General features: G+C 70.3%; 13 protein-coding genes and 2 pseudogenes. 7 read left to right on the top strand and 8 right to left on the bottom strand.

Features of this window, described 5'->3' with window-relative positions:
* Window positions 1-256: 256 nt before the first annotated feature.
* A complete protein-coding gene (locus DVK44_RS27485; protein ID WP_114662926.1) occupies window positions 257-2,770 on the bottom strand; it encodes a molybdopterin-containing oxidoreductase family protein in 2,514 nt (837 codons plus the stop codon).
* Between the two features lie 179 nt (window positions 2,771-2,949).
* Between DVK44_RS27485 and DVK44_RS27480 the strand changes: the two genes are divergently transcribed.
* The 4 genes from DVK44_RS27480 to DVK44_RS27465 all read left to right on the top strand — a co-directional run bounded on the left by DVK44_RS27480 (window position 2,950) and on the right by DVK44_RS27465 (window position 6,568).
* Window positions 2,950-3,642 carry a hypothetical protein gene (locus DVK44_RS27480; protein WP_114662923.1) on the top strand — a complete coding sequence of 231 codons (693 nt, stop codon included), beginning with the start codon at window positions 2,950-2,952 and terminating at the stop codon, window positions 3,640-3,642.
* Between the two features lie 115 nt (window positions 3,643-3,757).
* Window positions 3,758-4,486: a YcnI family copper-binding membrane protein gene (locus tag DVK44_RS27475; RefSeq protein ID WP_114662919.1), complete on the top strand. Its 729-nt coding sequence runs from the start codon at window positions 3,758-3,760 to the stop codon at window positions 4,484-4,486.
* 13 nt (window positions 4,487-4,499) lie between these two features.
* Window positions 4,500-6,215 carry a copper resistance CopC/CopD family protein gene (locus DVK44_RS27470; protein WP_162794072.1) on the top strand — a complete coding sequence of 572 codons (1,716 nt, stop codon included), beginning with the start codon at window positions 4,500-4,502 and terminating at the stop codon, window positions 6,213-6,215.
* Between the two features lie 41 nt (window positions 6,216-6,256).
* Window positions 6,257-6,568 (top strand): ArsR/SmtB family transcription factor, encoded by a 312-nt coding sequence (locus DVK44_RS27465; protein ID WP_114662914.1) that lies wholly within the window; start codon window positions 6,257-6,259, stop codon window positions 6,566-6,568.
* A 59-nt stretch (window positions 6,569-6,627) separates the two neighbouring features.
* Here the strand turns inward: DVK44_RS27465 and DVK44_RS27460 are convergent, their stop codons facing one another.
* From DVK44_RS27460 to DVK44_RS27450, 3 genes are read right to left on the bottom strand one after another with little or no spacing between them, the layout of a single operon-like run.
* Window positions 6,628-7,317 carry a phosphate ABC transporter ATP-binding protein gene (locus DVK44_RS27460; RefSeq protein ID WP_162794070.1) on the bottom strand — a complete coding sequence of 230 codons (690 nt, stop codon included), beginning with the start codon at window positions 7,315-7,317 and terminating at the stop codon, window positions 6,628-6,630.
* Window positions 7,305-9,116: a phosphate ABC transporter permease subunit PstC gene (gene pstC / locus DVK44_RS27455; protein ID WP_114662913.1), complete on the bottom strand. Its 1,812-nt coding sequence runs from the start codon at window positions 9,114-9,116 to the stop codon at window positions 7,305-7,307. The genes DVK44_RS27460 and pstC overlap by 13 nt, the downstream gene beginning before the upstream one ends.
* 3 nt (window positions 9,117-9,119) lie before the next feature.
* Complete coding sequence (locus DVK44_RS27450) at window positions 9,120-9,962, bottom strand: phosphate ABC transporter substrate-binding protein (protein ID WP_228447391.1); 843 nt, start codon at window positions 9,960-9,962, stop codon at window positions 9,120-9,122.
* Window positions 9,963-10,248: 286 nt separating this feature from the next.
* Here DVK44_RS27450 and DVK44_RS27445 point away from each other — a divergent pair.
* A pseudogene (locus DVK44_RS27445) lies at window positions 10,249-10,537 on the top strand (GNAT family N-acetyltransferase); the annotation flags it as partial.
* On the opposite strand, the gene DVK44_RS37355 reads toward DVK44_RS27445, so the two are convergent.
* Both DVK44_RS37355 and DVK44_RS27435 read right to left on the bottom strand, forming a co-directional pair.
* Complete coding sequence (locus tag DVK44_RS37355; protein WP_228447724.1) at window positions 10,451-10,927, bottom strand: transposase family protein; 477 nt, start codon at window positions 10,925-10,927, stop codon at window positions 10,451-10,453. The pseudogene DVK44_RS27445 and the gene DVK44_RS37355 sit on opposite strands and share 87 nt — an antisense overlap.
* 212 nt (window positions 10,928-11,139) lie before the next feature.
* Window positions 11,140-11,550: an arsenate reductase ArsC gene (locus DVK44_RS27435; RefSeq protein ID WP_408055364.1), complete on the bottom strand. Its 411-nt coding sequence runs from the start codon at window positions 11,548-11,550 to the stop codon at window positions 11,140-11,142.
* A 98-nt stretch (window positions 11,551-11,648) separates the two neighbouring features.
* Between DVK44_RS27435 and arsB the strand changes: the two genes are divergently transcribed.
* Complete coding sequence (gene arsB, locus DVK44_RS27430; RefSeq protein ID WP_114665472.1) at window positions 11,649-12,764, top strand: ACR3 family arsenite efflux transporter; 1,116 nt, start codon at window positions 11,649-11,651, stop codon at window positions 12,762-12,764.
* 163 nt (window positions 12,765-12,927) lie between these two features.
* Window positions 12,928-14,322, top strand: coding sequence for an FAD-dependent oxidoreductase (locus DVK44_RS27425; protein WP_114662909.1), 1,395 nt, complete (start codon window positions 12,928-12,930; stop codon window positions 14,320-14,322).
* A gap of 420 nt (window positions 14,323-14,742) precedes the next feature.
* Here the strand turns inward: DVK44_RS27425 and DVK44_RS27420 are convergent.
* Both DVK44_RS27420 and DVK44_RS27415 read right to left on the bottom strand, forming a co-directional pair.
* Window positions 14,743-15,765 (bottom strand): annotated as a pseudogene (locus tag DVK44_RS27420) (SpaA isopeptide-forming pilin-related protein).
* A gap of 34 nt (window positions 15,766-15,799) precedes the next feature.
* Window positions 15,800-16,546 (bottom strand): DUF317 domain-containing protein, encoded by a 747-nt coding sequence (locus DVK44_RS27415; RefSeq protein WP_228447684.1) that lies wholly within the window; start codon window positions 16,544-16,546, stop codon window positions 15,800-15,802.
* Window positions 16,547-16,598 lie beyond the last annotated feature (52 nt).

Here is a 16,598-nt window from a genome sequence, read left to right as displayed (position 1 = left end):
AGGCCCGCTCGGCGTCCAGCGAAGCGGCGGTGACGGGCGGGCAGCAGGGCTCTGGGGAAACTACGTCCGGGCTTGACACGCCTCCAGTTTCACAGCGGTCTAATTATTCTGCAAGGAGCTTGCGGAGCGGCGGTCCGCAGCCGGTGCGCTGGCGGAGGGAGCCCCGCCTCCGGCAGAGCGGGTAGGTGGAGGCGGGGCCGGGGATGCCCGGTGGGGTGGATGCGTGCACAGGGGCCCACCGGGCTGGTCGCGGAGTTCAGGAGGGTCGCTTGGTGACCCGGCAGGCGAAGCACTTGTAGGCCTGCTGGCCGGAGAGGTTGTCGTAGTACTGGTCATCGACGAGGGCGTTCACGGCTTCGTACCGGGTGCCGCCGAGCTCCTCGGCGAGATGCTGGGCGGGGCCGAAGGTGTTCGGGATGAACACGGTGTCCTCGCGGATGCCCGGCCAGTACAGCGCGGTGGCCGTGACCCGGCCGCGCGGGCTCTCCACGACGACCTCGTCCCGGTCGTCGATGCCCAGCCGCCGGGCGGTGGCCGGGTGGATCTGCAGGAAGCGGATCCCGTTGAGCCGTGCGCCGGTGGGCGTCCAGTGGGTGACCGTGGCGAAGTGGGCCACCCCGGGGCGGCCCGTCATCCCCATCAGCGGATAGGCGCGGTGCACCGCGCCGTCGCCCCGCACCCCCAGCCTCACCGGGTGGGTGAGGGCCTGCGGGTTGACCGGACTGGTGACGAACCGCTTCTCGTACGCGATCGTCGGGTGCGCGCCCGTCACCTCGGGGTGGGTGTAGAAGTCGGGAAGGGCCCGGTGGCCGGCCACGGCGAGGCTCTGGTCGAGCGCCGACGTGAAGATCTCGATCTTGCCGCTGGGGGTGAGGAACCTCCGCCCCGGCGCGCCGCCGAGCGACACCGCCGCCGCGTACCAGGAGGGATGGTCCTGGTAGAGAGCGCTGACGCCGGGGTGGCTCGGTGTGGGACAGGGCCAGCGCAGCGGTTCGGTCCGCCCGCGCATGCGCCGCTCCGTCATCCCGCCCATCCCCGGGGTGTTCCGGACGAACTCGGCCCACAGGACGGAGTAGTCCTTCCAGGCGCGCGGGAACGCGTCGGTCCAGTACGCCGAACCTTTGCGCCGGTCGTTGCGGCCCAGGGCGTGGGCGAGGTCGATCCAGATCTCCCAGTCCGGCCTGGACTCGCCGCAACGTGGTACGGCGGCGTGCTGCCAGCGGATCGCCCGGTCGTCGCGCCGCATGTAGACCCCGTCGTACTCCAGCGGGGAGCTGACGGGCAGGACGACGTCCGCGTAGTACGCGGCCTCCTCCATGAACAGGCCGGTGTAGACGTAGAAGTCGAGCCGCCGGTAGGCCTCCTGGACCTTCTCCGTGTTGGCGGAGGAGATGAGCGGGTTGCCCTGGGTGATGAGGGCCTTCAGACGGTAGGGCCGGCCGGTCAGTACGGACTGGGCGAAGTAGTCCGGGCCGACAGGGAGGGCCTGGCCGGGGTCGGGGGTCCGTACGGTCAGCGCCGGCAGGTGGAGGTCTCCGGGCCAGGTGTTGTGCATGAAGTTGCAGCCGGCGCCGAGCTTGCCGATGTTCCCGGTCACGGCCGCCAGGAAGGTGAGGACGCGATAGGTGTCGAAGGCCCCGAGCTGGTGGGAGATCCCGGCGTTGCAGAAGAGCGCCGCGGATCGGGCGCGGGCGTAGTCGCGGGCGGTACGGCGGATGGTCGCGGCGGGGACATCGGTGACGGCGGCTGCCCACTCCGGGGTATAGCCGGACGCCGCCATGTGCGCCTTGAGTTCGTCGAATCCGAGTACCCACCGTGTGACGAACTCCCGATCGTGGAGGCCTTGGTCGAGGATGTGGTGGAGGATCCCCAGGGCGAGCGCGAGATCGGTGTGGGGTTTGGGCGCGATCCAGTCATCGGCGACCGCGGCGGTCGCGGTCCGCCGGGGGTCGACCACTACCAGACGGGCGCCCGTCCGCGCGCGGCCGCGCAGCAGGTAGTCGAAGGTGACGGGGTGGGTCTCGGCCTGGTTGGTGCCGAGGAAGAGGTAGTAGTCGGCCGAGCCCAGGTCGTCCTTCCCGGTGGCGCCGTCGGTTCCGTAACCGTTGGTGAAGTTGCCCAGGCCGAAGGTCGCCCTGAGGGCGTTTCCCCCGGCGTCGTTGCACACGGGCCCGACGTCCGTGTTGTTCGGGCTGCCCAGCAGGGCGAAGAGCCGGGCCACGAGGGAGCCGGTGCCACGGGGCAGCCGACCAGTGGTGCGGTTGGCGACGGACGCGGCCTCGCCCTTGTCTCGAAGGGCGAGGAGCTGCCGGGCGATGACGTCGAGCGCCTCGTCCCAGGTGGCTCGGCGGAAGGTGGAGTCCTTGGAGCCCTTGCGGCCGCCGGTGCGGATCAGCGGATGGGTCAGGCGCAGCGGGTTGTGCACCAACTCCGCCATCATCGGGGCCTTCACACAGATGTTGCCGTTCTGTACGGGGTCGTCGGCGCCGCTCCGTACGGCGATGACGCGGTCGGCCCGCACGTCGACCAAGAGCGAGCAGTTCGCGTTGCAGAACTGGCAGGCGCTGGTCACGGTCCGGTCGGGTTCCATGGCCGCCGAACCCTCGGTGAAGTTCAGCGACTCCGCCCCATCGGCCGTGGGGGCGGGCGCGGTGGCCGTGGACTCACCCGCCGCGTCGGCCGGCGACGTGCCCACCATCAGCGCCGCACTGGTGAGCGCGGCGCCTTGAACTAACTTTCGCCTGCTGACTGGGGTGTTGCTGTTCGTCACGTCCGCTCCCCCTGAGGTGTGTGAGGCGTCGAGAGCCTAGGGGCGACGAACCGACACTGTCTAGATATTCATCTAATCAAGTGGTTACAGTGGCGTGACGATCCAGGGACGCGTGACGCCCCCGTCTCCATGCCCCGACGCCCTACGTCGGTTGTGCGCACGCGAACAAGGAGGTGGACATGGGCCAGTGCGTCTGCGCCGGGCCCCCTGTCGGCACCTCCGCCCGGCCGGGTCCGTCCGGGCGCGGCACCTCGCGCCGCCGACGCTCGGCCCGTGCTCTCGGACTCGCCACCACCGGTGCCCTGACGGCCGGTTGCGCGCACGCCCTGGCTACCGGCACCGCCCTCCCTCTCACCGTGCTGGCGGTCGGGGGTGCGGTGGCGCTGGCCGTCGTCCACCCGCTGACGGGGCGCCGGCCGTCCGTGGCGCTGGGCACGACGGCGCTGGCCCTCCTCCAGGCCGTACTGCACCTGCTGTTCGCCGCGCTCACGGCACCGGCGGCCCACGCCCTGGCGGACGCGACCCACGGCCACGCGGCGGCGCCCCACCCGACCGCGATGCCCCTGTCGACGCTACCCATGCTGTGCGGCCATCTCCTCGCGGCGGCGGCGCTCGCCTGGCTGCTGCACCGGGGCGAGCTCGCCGCGGAACAGCTCTCCGCGCACCGGCGGTCACTGGTGATCGGGGCGCTGCGCCGAGCGGTACTGGCCCTGCGCCGCCGCCCCTGTCTGGGGCAGTGCTCGCTGCCCCAGGGGCCGGAACACGCCTTCCCGCTCCCCCGCCGACGCACCCGGGCCCTCGGCCGCGTCGCCATGACGGCTCATGAGGTGACGCGGCGCGGCCCTCCCGGCGGACTCCCCGCACCCGGTTGACCGGCCCTTCACACCGCCGTGCCCGGTACGGGACAGCGCCACCTCCCCCTGTCCTGCCCGCCGCCCCGCCGCTGCGGGGACCGGCGCGCGCACCTCACCCCGGAGCGATCCGACCATGCGTACTTCCGCACGCCTGTGCACCCTCGTCGCCACCACGGCCATCGGCCTCATGACCGTCACCGCACCCGCCTTCGCCCATGTGTCCGTACAGCCCGAAGGCACGGCCGCCAAGGGCGGCTACGCCACGGTGAACGTGAAGGTCCCCAATGAGCGGGACGACGCCTCGACCGTGAAGGTCGAGATGTCCCTGCCCACCGAGCACCCGCTGTCGTCCGTCATGCCCCAGCCCGTTCCCGGCTGGGAGATCGAGGTCACAAAGTCGCCGCTCGACAAGCCACTGGCGGTCCACGGAAGGAAGATCACCGAAGCCGTGTCCAAGGTGTCCTGGACGGCCACCGGCAAGGGCATCGAGCCCGGGTACTTCCAGAAGTTCCCGCTCTCCGTGGGACGACTCCCCGAAGACGCCGATCAGCTCGTCCTCAAGTCGGTGCAGACCTACAGCAATAAGGAGGTCGTACGTTGGATCGACGTGCCCGAGGAGGGCCAGGAGGCCGAACACCCCGCCCCCGTACTGGCGTTGTCGGCGGCGGATGACGACCATGGCGCGGCCGAGCCCTCACGCGAGGCCGCGCCGACGGCAGCGGCTCAGAACTCGGGCACGAAGAAGGCCGATGCGGCCGGCACCGACACCACGGCCCGTTGGCTCGGAATCACCGGTCTGCTCCTCGGGGCCCTCGGCATCGCCGCGGCCCTGTTCACCAGCCGCCGGCGCACCGGCGCCTGACAGGCGGCACCTCATGACGATCACCGCTCCCCGTCTCCGTCTGTGGGCCCTTGCCCTCGTCGCGGGCGTCGGCCTGCTGCTCGGAGGCTCGGTTCCGGCCGCCGCGCACGCCGTGCTCACCGATACCGCACCGGCCCGGGGAGCGGTGGTCGCCGAGCCTCCCTCCCATGTGGAGCTGGTCTTCAGCGAGTCCGTGTCGGCCTCCGGGGACGGCATCAGGGTGCTCGACCCGTCGGGCCGCCGGGTGGACTACGGCCGGCCCACCGCGAAGGGCGGCGGCACCTACGCCGTCGGGCTCTCCGGCCCCGAGGCCCGGGGCACGTACACCGTGACCTATCAGGTCGAGTCCGCCGACAGCCACCCCGTAGCAGGGGCGTTCACCTTCTCCGTGGGCGAGCCGTCGGCCGCACCAGCCATGCCGACCGTGCGTGACCCGGACGCCGGGTGGGTCGGTCACTCGTACACAGCCGCGCGGTTCGGTGCATACACCGGCATGATGATCATGACTGGTGGCGCCCTGCTGCTCCTGCTGTGCAAGCCACGCGGCGAGTCCCTTCCCACGGTCCGGCGGTCGACGGCAGCCGCTTGGGCCCTGCTCTGCGCATGCACACTCGCCCTTCTCCTGCTGCGCGGCGCGTACGTCGGGTCGGGGCGCCTGGCGGACGTCGTCGACATGTCACGGCTGGCCGGGACCGTAACGTCGAAACCCGGCGCGCTCCTGGTCATGAGACTGGCCCTGCTGGCCTGCTGCGCCGTGCTGTGGCGGTACCGGAACCGGGTGAGGCGGGCGTTCCACGGCCGGCAGCCGCCCCTCAAGGGTGTGCTCGCCGGAGCGGCCGTCGCCGGGATGGCTCTGGCCTGGACCTGGGCCAGCGCCGAGCACGCGTCGACCGGGCCACTGCCGTACCTCTCGATGCCTGTCGACGCCATCCATCTCCTCGCCGCCGGGGCCTGGGTGGGCGGGCTGCTCGTCCTGGCCCGGGCGCTGGCCCTCGCGGGCGACGGCGTCCCGCCCGAGGCCATCGTCCGGTTCTCCCGGGTCGCTTTCATCAATGTGTGTGTACTCGCGGTGACCGGCCTGTACCAGTCCTGGCGTCAGGTCGGCACGCCCTCCGCTCTCGTGGACACCCGTTTCGGCCAACTGCTCCTGCTCAAGGCGGCGGGTGTCGGGCTCCTGCTCGGCCTGGCGCTGATGTCGCGCCGCTGGACGAGGCGGCTCGCCTGGACGCGGGGCCGCGGGGACCGCGCGGCGTTGCGGGCCCTGCGCCGCTGGGTGGGCGCCGAGGCGGTCGTCGGGTTGTGCGTGATCGCGGCCACCACGGTCCTGGTCTCCACCCAGCCGGCACGGGCGCAGGATCCGGCCGCGGGCGCAAGCACGGGAGCACCCGCCGCGGTCTCCCTCCGGCCGGAATTCGACACGGGAGGGCCCGAGGGCCGGGGCTCCGCCGACATCGTGGTCGATCCGGGCCGCCGCGGCCCAAACGCCATACATGTGACGTCGACCGGACCGGACGGAGATCTCCTGGACGCACCCGCGGTCCAGGCCTCGCTGACCTCCCGTACGGGATCGATCGGGCCTCTGACCGTCCCGGTCGAGCGAGTCTCCGAGGGGCATTGGACCGTCTCCGGGTTCCAGCTGCTGGTGGCGGGCGTCTGGGATCTCTCCCTGACCGTACGGACCTCGGAGTTCGATCAGGCCACTGTGAAGGAGTCGTTCGAGATCCCGTGAACCAGTGGACCGGGCGCGGCCCGGCATGAGAACATCAGTACATGGTGACGTCAGTGGACAATGACATCTTGCGGGCACTCGCGGATCCCCTGCGGCTGCGGATCGTCACCCTGCTCGCCCAGGAAGCCCTGTGCACGACCCACCTGGTGGAGGAGACCGGCGCCCGGCAAACGAATCTCTCCAATCATCTGAAGGTGCTTCGGGAGGCAGGAGTCGTGGAGACGGAGCCCTGCGGGAGGTGGACGTACTACCGCCTCAGGCCGGAGGCCTTGTCCGGGACGGCCGGTGAGCTGGCCCGGCTGTCCTCCCTGGCCGAAGAGACCGCGGCCTCCGGCCGTACACGACCCTGCTGAGGCGGCTCCCTGTCCCGTGCGGCGGTCGACACGCCACACGGGACAGGGAGCCGGAGCGGTCAGGAGGGCAGAGCGACCAAGGCATCGGCGCCGGGAAGTTCGAGCCGTACCGTACGGTCGCAGAGCCGGTCGACCTGCGCCGGGTCGTGCGAGACGAGCAGCACGGTGCGGCGCCCGCGCAGCGCGGCCACCGACTCCTCCACCGTGTCCCGGCTCCGCTCATCCAGGGCGCTCGTGGGCTCATCGAGCAGGAGCGCGGTCGGCTCCAGGGCCAGCGCCCGTGCCAGGCAGAGCCGTTGGCGCTGCCCGGCGGAGAGCGTCTGGGCGGGAGAGTCCAGCCGGTCGCGGACCTCCCTCCACAGGCCCGACTCCTTCAGCGCCTGCTCCGCACGAGCGCGCAGGGCCTCGCGGGGTGCCCGCATGACGTGGCGCAGGCCGAACAGCGCGTTGTCGAGGATGCTGCCGCCGAAGACGATCGGTGTCTGCGGCACCAGGACCACCTTCGCCCGCAGGTCCGCGTCGCCCTTACGGGGCATGACCGGGCGCCCGGCCACTTCCACCTGCCCGTCCCGGGCGAGCCCGGCCGGAAGAAGGTCGACCAGGGCGCGCAGCACCGTGGACTTGCCGGCGCCGGACGGTCCGCACAGGCCGGTGGTCGAGCCATGTGCCACCTCGAAGGAAACCGGTCCGACCAGGGTCTTGGCCCGGTCCCGTACCCGGAGGTCCCGCACGGTGATTACGTGGTCCATCGCTCTCCTTCGAAACGGTTGCGCAGCGCGACCGCCAGGCTCAGCAGTACGGCCGTGATCAGCACCAGGACCATGGCGCTCCCCCACGCCTGCGCGACGGCCTGGGGATCGCCGGAGTCCTGGGACAGGGTGAAGATGTGCGTGGGGAGAGCCTGGACCGGCGATTCCACGATGCCGCCGGGGAACGCGGGCGCACCGAAGAAGACCGTGGCGGTGAAGAGCAACGGCGCTGTCTCCCCCGCCGCGCGCGCCAGCCCCAGCAGGAGTCCGGTGAGCGTGGCGGGCCAGGCGTACGGGACCACGACAGACCGGATGAACTGGGCCCGCGTGAGTCCGAGGGCAAGCGCGCTCTCGGTCATCTCCGGCGACAGGCTCCTGACCCGGGCGCAGGTGGGCAGCGCCACCATCGGCACGACCACCGGAACCAGCACGATGGCGCCGGCCAGCCAGGACCGTCCCCACCCCATCGCGCTGCAGAAGATCACGAATCCGGCCAGACCCAGGAGGATGGTCGGCGTCCCTCCCACGACGACCGTCAGGGTCTGCAGCACCCGTACGGTACGGGCGGAGGCGTGGACTCCGAGCAGGATTCCGGCACCGAATCCGAGAGGGAGAGCGATGAGTCCGCAGGTGACGACCAACAGGAGCGTGCCGAGGATCTGGTCGCGCACACCGCCTCCGGCCGCGCCGGTGGCGGAGGTGAACCAGAACGAAGGCTGGAAGGCGGCGCTGCCGCGCGTCGCCAGCACGACGAGCATGCCCAGCAGGAGGAGTCCGGGGAGCGCCAGCGCGGTCAGCCGTACGGCGGCGACGAACCGGTCGAGCTGGACGCGGCCGAGTCCGGCCGACTGCCGCCCGCGGAACCGCCCTGCGCCGGCCGTCCGGGACGCTCCGCGGTTCCCCCACACGGTCGCCACGGCCACCAGGGTCAGCAGGACGAGCCCGAGGCCGCACAGCGAGGCGAAGTAGGTCCCCGAGGTGCCGGCCAGCACGGGCTCCGGGCCGGCCAGCTTGGTGGTCAGCGTCTGGCCTGGGCGCACCAGCGAGTTGAGCAGCTGGTCGAACGTACCGGGGAGCCGTCCATCGGCCCTTCCCACCACCAGGAAGACGGCGATCGCCTCGCCCAGTGCCCGGGCGAGGCCGAGCAGGACGGCCGCCCGCATGCCGGGCCGCGCCTTCGGCAGGACGACCGAGCGGATGACCTCGCGGCGGGTCAGCCCCAGCGAGAAGGCCGCTTCCCGGTCCCGGTCGGGGACCGCGGCCAGCGAGTCCACGCTCACCGCCACGATCGTAGGCATGATCATGACAGCCAGAACGATCCCGGCGGCGAGGAGACTGTCCCCACCCGGCACGTCCGCGATGGCCCCGACGAAAGGCCGGACGAGGAGAATGCCGATCAGCCCGTAGACGATCGAGGGCACGGCGGCCAGCAGCTCCACGCTCATGCGCAGAGCGCGGGCCGCCCTCCCGGGCAGGTATTCCGAGAGCGCGACGGCCGCTCCCCACCCGACGGGGACGGCGAGGACAAGCGCGATGACACAGACGACGGCCGATCCGTAGATCATCGCCAGGCCGCCGAAAACCGAGCCGGCGGGGTTCCACGAGGACTCGGTCAGCAGCTCGACCCAGTCGACGTGACCCCCCGCGACCCCTTCACCGAGGTAACCGAGGAGCGCCAGCAGTACGGCCAGGACGGAGAAGGCTCCCGTGAAGAGCCACCCCCACACCCAGACCGATCGACGTGGACGCGGATCGGCGTCGGGTTCGACCGCCGGCCGCTTCTCCTGCGTGAGCGTCACCGATCACTTTCCGATCTGCTCGAGCGACAGGTATCCGTGCGGCTCCAGCAGGACCTGCCCCTTGTCGGAGAGCAGGTAGTCGATGAACTTCTTTGCGTCTCCGGTGGGTTCGCCGTTCGTGATCAGGTAAAGCGGCCTGTTCATCGGGTACTTGCCGGAGGCGATGTTCTCGGGGCTGGCGGCGATGCCGTCCAGCGTCACCACCGCGAGCTTCTCCCGCCCTTCGACGAACCCCGTGGAGAGCGGACCGACCGCCCCGGGGGTGGACTCCAGCTTGTTGCGGGTCTCCAGATTGCCGCCGACAATCGCGAAGTTGTCCGTGTCCGGCGGCGGCGGCGCCTTCTCGTCCCCGTAGATGTACTTGTCGAGCACCTCGCGCGTACCGCGTCCGGGCTCCTTGTCGTAGACGAAGACGCCAAGCTTCGGACCGCCGAGCTGGGACCAGTTGGTGATCTTGCCCTCGAAGAGGTCCCGGACCTGATCGACCGTGAGGTTCTTGACGCCGGCGTCGGCGACCGGCTGCGTCACGATTACCCCGACGGCGTCCGAACCGATCTGCGTGGCGACGAAGTCGACCTTGGGGTGGGCCGTACGGTCCGCGTCGGCGATCGGCTTCGAGCTGAGCGCGATGTCGATCTGCCCTGCCGCGAGCTGGGAGATGCCGCCGGCGGATCCCCCCTGGGTCGCGATGGTGATGTTCATCCCCTGCGCTTTGAGCGCCTCCGCGGCATCGGCGGCGACTGGGGCGACGGTCGTCGAGCCGCTCGCCCTGAGCCCGCCTCCAGCGGCACTCGACTGACCGTCGGCGCACGCCGTCGCCAGACCGGCCAGCAGCGCTCCCGACACGAGATACCCGAGACCCCGCCGCGGCGGGGCTAACCTCCCCCGCGCCGCCTTGCCTTGACCCTCAACGACCGAACACAACTGCGCTGCACGCGACATGCGGTTCCCCCCAGGAGCGCCTCTGATTTGAGGGGAGTCTAAGCAGGTGTGCTGTCCTTAGACAATGAAGCAGTCGGCAGGCGGGCGCCGACCTGCGGCGACCATGTTGAATGGCAGGGCCTTGAGCAGATCTCTGGCCTGGGCCTTCTCTTTCGGATCATGCTCATCTGCGTGCAACAGGTTTCCCACCATGACTGAGTTAGCGCCCGTCGCCTGGCCACCTGCCCCGACCAGGACCGAACGGCTGGTGCTCCGCGAGTCTGAGGTTCGGGATCGTGCGACGTTCATCGAACTGTTCGCCTCGCCGGAGGTGCGCACCTATCTCGGTGGCCGCCGGCTCCCGTGACGAGCTTGAACGCTCGGTGCCTGAACTGCCCGGTCGGCAACCTGGCCTATTTGTGATTAATCCCAACGGAGCGATGATCGGCACGATCACGCTCGATCGGCGCAACGGGGGTCAGCCCCCTGCCGTCGTAGGTGCGGTGGCTGATCCGGATGCCGTAGGAGTTGATCGCCTGCCAGAGCGGGCAGCAACTCGACGTAATCCATAGCCGCACGACTCCAGCAGCATCACGTACTTCTCGTTCGGCGTGCGCGAACAGCGCCGCCACCGAACCCGGCGCTTTCTCGATCCCACCCTTCTCGAAAGGCGACGCCTTGCACGTCGGCTGGAGACTCATGTCCAAATAGCGGCACAAGGCACGGAAGTTGTTCGAGATGAAGACCTTGTCATGGTCGCAGACAATCGCGTCCGGCACGATCACCGGCCGCGCAGTCGCATGTTCCAGTCGCTCATCCAAAGCCAACAGCCGCCGGTGCGGCATCACCGATCTCGACACCCGAAGGGCATGCGACCAGCCAGGACGCATCGCCTCAGGGTGACGCTCCGGGCCAGGAGAGAGGAGGCCTCGGCCACCTTCGTCGACGGCCGCAGCACCACAGCGCCAACGACCTGGTCACCAGGTCGATCATCGCCCCCAACTTGACCTTCTAGGCAATGCCGATCATCAACTACTCGTTGGTGTAACGCTGTTCACATTTCATTCGCTTGAGGTTCACCCTTAAAACCGGCAAGGCGCACCTACGGCGCGATCTCCTCCAGCAAACCTTCGACCAGGGCCCTGATCTCGTCACGGACCGCGCGCACGGCCTCCGGGCCCAGGCCGGACGGGTCGGCGACCTTCCAGTCGAGATAGCGCTTGCCAGGGAAGACGGGGCAGGCGTCACCGCACCCCATCGTGATGCAGACGTCGGCCTCACGGACCGCGTCAGCCGTGAGGGCCTTTGGGCTCTCGGCGGAGATGTCGATGCCGACCTCGGCCATCACCTCGACGGCGGCGGGATTCACGGCAGCGCCGGGGTCCGAGCCCGCCGAGCGGACCTCGACCCGACCCTCGGCCAGGTGCGCCAGCCAGGCGGCGGCCATCTGGGAGCGGCCCGCGTTGTGGACGCAGACGAACAGGACGGACGGCTTACCGGAGACCTCGGCCACGATCATCATTCTCTCTTGCAGAGCCGCGGCCCACCGGCCCGCGACAGTTCACTCTTCACTGGTGTCAGCAGAAGATGATGTGAGAATATCAGCACATGCTGACCTCAGTCGATCCTGATGCAAGCGCCACCCCCTCCGGGGCCGGGCCGGTGGCCCGGAAGCTCTCCACCCTCGACCGCTACCTCGCGGCGTGGATCCTCATCGCGATGGCCGTCGGCCTGGGCCTGGGGCGACTCGTCCCCGGCATGGACGACGCGCTCGCGAAGACCGAGATCGGCGGCATCTCCCTGCCCATCGCGCTCGGTCTGCTGGTCATGATGTATCCGGTCCTGGCGAAGGTCCGCTACGACCGGCTCGACCAGGTGACCGGCGACCGCCGCCTGCTGATCTCCTCACTGGTCGCCAACTGGGTCGCGGGCCCGGCGTTGATGTTCGCCCTCGCGTGGTTCTTCCTGCCGGACCTGCCGGAATACCGCACCGGCCTGATCATCGTCGGCCTGGCCCGCTGCATCGCCATGGTGATGATCTGGAACGACCTGGCCTGCGGCGACCGCGAGGCGGCGGCCGTACTTGTCGCCCTCAACTCCCTCTTCCAGGTACTGGCGTTCGGCCTGCTCGGCTGGCTCTACCTGGACCTACTGCCCCGGTGGCTGAACCTCGGCGACGGCCAGGGCCTGGACGTGCCCGTCGGGCATGTCGCGCTGAACGTGCTCGTGTTCCTCGGCATCCCCCTACTGGCGGGGTTCCTCACCCGTTTCATCGGCGAGCGGAAGATGGGCCGAGCGGACTACGAGACGAAGCTCCTGCCCCGGATCGGGCCGTGGGCGCTGTACGGACTGCTGTTCACGATCGTCGTCCTCTTCGCGCTCCAGGGAAGGACGATCACCTCGGAGCCGCTCGCCGTCGCACGGATCGCCCTGCCGCTCCTGCTCTACTTCGCCCTCATGTTCTTCGGGAGCTTCTTCCTCGGCAAGGGCCTCGGCCTCCCGTACGACCGCACCACCACGCTCGCATTCACCGCCGCCGGCAACAACTTCGAGCTGGCCATCGCCGTGGCGATCGCGACGTTCGGCGTCACCTCCGGGCAAGCGCTCTCCGGAGTCATCGGCCCGCTCATCGAAGTGCCCGTACTGATCTGCCTGGTCCACGTCGCCCTCAGGCTGCGCACCACCTTCGCGCCGACGCCCAACCCGACACCGGCCGCACCCGGCTGACGCACCCCCAGGGCACCTGATCCGTGGGGAGCAGGTGCCCTTCGACCATTAATTCGACATCCATCTATGTTGACCACCCCCTAAACAAGTGGCAGGCTGCAAACATAGAGAAACATCGAACCAGCGGCCGGATCTGCCGCCTTTCCACGGAGGGCATCACGCCATGACCACCACCGCGCATCTTCCGGTCGTCGTGATCGGGGCAGGCCCGACCGGTCTCGCCGCAGCGGCCCACCTCGTCGAGCGTGGCCTCGTCCCCCTCGTCCTGGAAGCCGGATCCGCCGCTGGCAGCACCGTACGGGAATGGGCGCACGTACGCCTGTTCTCGCCCTGGGGAGAGATCCTGGACCCGGCCGCCGAGAAGCTCCTGGCCCCCACCGGCTGGACCCGGCCCGACCCGACGGCGTACCCCTCGGGCGGGGACTGGGCCGAGCAGTACCTCAAGCCCTTGGCCGACGTACTGGGCGACCGGGTCCACCTCGGCACCCGGGTCACCGGCGTCTCGCGCGCCGGGCGCGACCGGATCGTGGACGCCGACCGGGACCGGCAGCCGTTCGTCGTGCACTTCACCCACGCCGACGGCCGCGAGGACCGGGTGACGGCGCGCGCCGTCATCGATGCCTCCGGCACCTGGGGTACGCCGAGCCCGGCCGGTGCCTCCGGTCTGCCGGCGCTCGGTGAGAAGGCCGCCGCCGACCGAATCGCCTACCGCGTACCCGACCTCGGCTCCCCGGCCGTCCGCGCCCGGTACGCGGGCCGTCGCACCGCCGTCATCGGCTCCGGGGCCTCCGCCTTCACCGCACTCGCCCAGCTGGCCCGGCTGGCCGGATCCGGCGACGGCGCGGGCACGAAGAGCGTATGGATCCTGCGCCGGACCATCTCGGGCTCCACCTTCGGAGGCGGGGAGGCGGACCAGCTCCCCGAGCGCGGTGCGCTGGGGCTGGCTGCGAAGGCCGCCGTCGACAGGGGGCACGCGGAGGCGGTCACCGGGTTCCGTACGGAGGCGATCGAGCGCACTCCCGAAGGCGGCGTCGTGCTCGTCGGCGAGGACGGTCGCCGTCTGGACCCGGTCGACGAGGTCATCGTGCTGACCGGCTTCCGCCCCGACCTCGCCTTCCTCGACGAACTCCGCCTCAGCCTGGACGAGCGGATCCAGGCCCCGGCCGCCCTGGCCCCGCTGATCGACCCCAACCAACACTCCTGCGGAACCGTCTATCCGCACGGCCACCGCGAACTCTCCCACCCGGAGCCCGGGATCTATCTCGTCGGCATGAAGTCCTACGGCCGCGCACCGACCTTCCTCGCCATGACCGGCTACGAGCAGGTCCGCTCCGTCGTCGCGGCCTTGGCGGGCGACGTCGAAGCCGCCGACCGCGTGGAACTCACGCTCCCCGAGACCGGAGTCTGCGGCGGGGCCGGACTCTTCGATGACCTCGGCGCGGCCCCGGCCGACACCGGAAGCTGCTGCACCGCGTCGCAACCGGAAGTGGTACAGCTCAGCACGACAGCACCGGGCCTCGTCACGAACTCCGCCGAAGCCACGACGGTCAGTAACTGACGTTCCCAATCGGCGTCAGCCCCCCATTTGCAGCACCACCCGCCCCCTCAAGTGCAGTTCCGCGCCGGGCCGCTCACCCACCGCCACCAGCACTGCCCCGCATCACCGCGCTCAGCCGTCACGCGCCTCGGTCCGGCACGCGCACCGTTGGCCCCACCAGCACGAGCCGAGCATCCCCATATCGGGAAGGCCGACCGATACCCGGACGGATACCCGGACGGCACGTGCTATCCGCAGTAGCGTTGTCGCACCCTGAACGGCAGGTCAGGGCGCGGGCAGAGCAGCTTCTGGCCACGATCTTTCGGGCCTATTGAGTAAGACCATCGCTACACCAGGACACTCGCCCATACCGAATTCGCTTACGACGAAGCCCCTGGAGTCCTGTGAACTCCAGGGGCTTGCGCCGTCAGGCAGGTGAGGTCAGTTCCCGGTGTTGCCGTCGTCGGTGGCCTTGTCCGGGCGGGTGCGGCGCGCAAGGGCGAATGCGCCTCCGCCTGCGGCGATCAACGCTACGGCGCCGCCGATCAGCCACGGTGTGGCGTCGGCTCCGGTGTGGGCGAGGGAGCCTGCGGGGGCCGTCGGTGTGACGGCGCGGACCGGGGTCGCGGCGGCGGAGGGCGAGTCGGCAGTCGGCGTGTCGGTTGTGCCCTGTGGTGAGGGCTTGGCCCCTCCTGTGCCGCTGCCCGGCTTATCCGCGGGGGTGGACGGGTTACGGCTTGGCCTATACGTCGGCGCGTCCGAGGAGTCGGGCTTCGGGGCGGTGGCGGTCTTGGCGTTGGTGACGGTCACGGTGACCGGGGCGCCGGGGTTTGCGGTGAACGTCTTGGTCGGCTTGTAGAGGTCGTAGCCGGCGGGGGCCTTGATCTCCTTGGCCCAGAACTGCGTCTTCCGGCTCGACACCGACAGTTCCCCGGAGGCCGTGCCGTTGGTTCCGGTGGTCAGGGTGAGGAGCGTTGTGGTGCCGGTCCCGAAGTTCACGGTCGCGCCGGGCAGGAGCTTCCCGTTCTTGTCGTCTTTGGCCTGCAGGAGGACCTTGGCAACCTTGAACGGGTCGGTGATGGTCAGTCGCGTGGTCGCGCCCGGGGTGACGATGACGTCCTAGTCGGCGGCGACTTCGTGGAGCGGGCTGCCGGAGGCCGTCTCCTTGAGCCGGTAGACCCCGGGGGCGAGGTCGGCAAAGCTCAGCTTCCCCTGTGCGTCGGTCTTCCCTCGTCCGGCTTCTTGGCCAGCGGAGTCGAGCAGCAGGAACGTGGCGCCGGGGAGGACGTCCCCGGCGGTGTCCTTCGTGGTGATCTCGACGCTGCCCGTGTCCGGGGCTGGTGTCTCGGCCGGGGCGGCGGAGGGTGTCGGTTCGGGGGTCTGGGCGCTCGCGGCCGGCGCCCAGGTGAGGGGGCCGGCCGCCGCGACGGCGATGGCGACGGATCGGACGAGACGTGCGTGCACGAGAGAGAGGATTCCTTGATCAGAAGGGAGAAGGTCAGCGAGTGCGGCCGACGGCGCGCGTCGCGGGCGGCAGAGCAGGCGCCGAATTGGTAAGCGGCTGCTTGGCCGCAGCGGGTGCGACGTAGAGGTGGTGGCGAGTAAGGAAGGGGATGTCCTCGACGGCGCGGTGCAGCGGCTCGTTCGAGACCAGCGAGGCGGTGAGGGCCGCTGCGAGTGTGGTGGGTACGCCGGAGGAGAAGCGGGCCTGCCACAGCGGCTCGCGCGAGTCGCCGGCCCAGGCCCGCCAGGTCGGACCGTCGGAACCGGTGGTGGCGTACCGGTGTCGTACGGTGCCCTCGCCCTCCGGTGCGTGGAAGGTCAGCGTGCCGTCGGTTTTGATGCTGTGGCTCCAGCCGCGGGCGAGGAGCGGCGTGTACACCTCGTGCGGGGCTGTTGCGTCCTCGAAGAGGTGGTCCCGGTCGCTGTGGCGGTCTTCGAGGTAAAGGTCGAGCAACTCGGTGTGGACGTCGTGCAGGAGTTCGGCGGGCGTTGTGGCGTCGAAGGTGATTCGCCAGGCTGTCTCGCCGAACGGGGCGCGGTTCGCGCCGATGGTCCACATCCCCTTGCCTCGTGTGCCGCTGTTTGGGAGGAAGCGGGTCCACAGCCGAAGGCATGGGCTGGTGGCGTAGGCGGCTCCTTCGCCAGGCTGGTGCAGCGTCCAGTCCTGGTCGAACGGGAAAGGCCAGATCGTCTGAGGGTCCGTGTGGCCGGGGCCGGCGAGGTGACGTGGGAGGACCTTCACGGTCTGGGCAGGGTCGAGGTCCTTGAAGGGGTCGGGGCGCGGGTCGGGCAAT

The organism is Streptomyces paludis (assembly GCF_003344965.1).
Classification (GTDB): Bacteria; Actinomycetota; Actinomycetes; order Streptomycetales; family Streptomycetaceae; genus Streptomyces; species Streptomyces paludis.
This window is presented reverse-complemented; position numbering and strand designations above follow the sequence as displayed.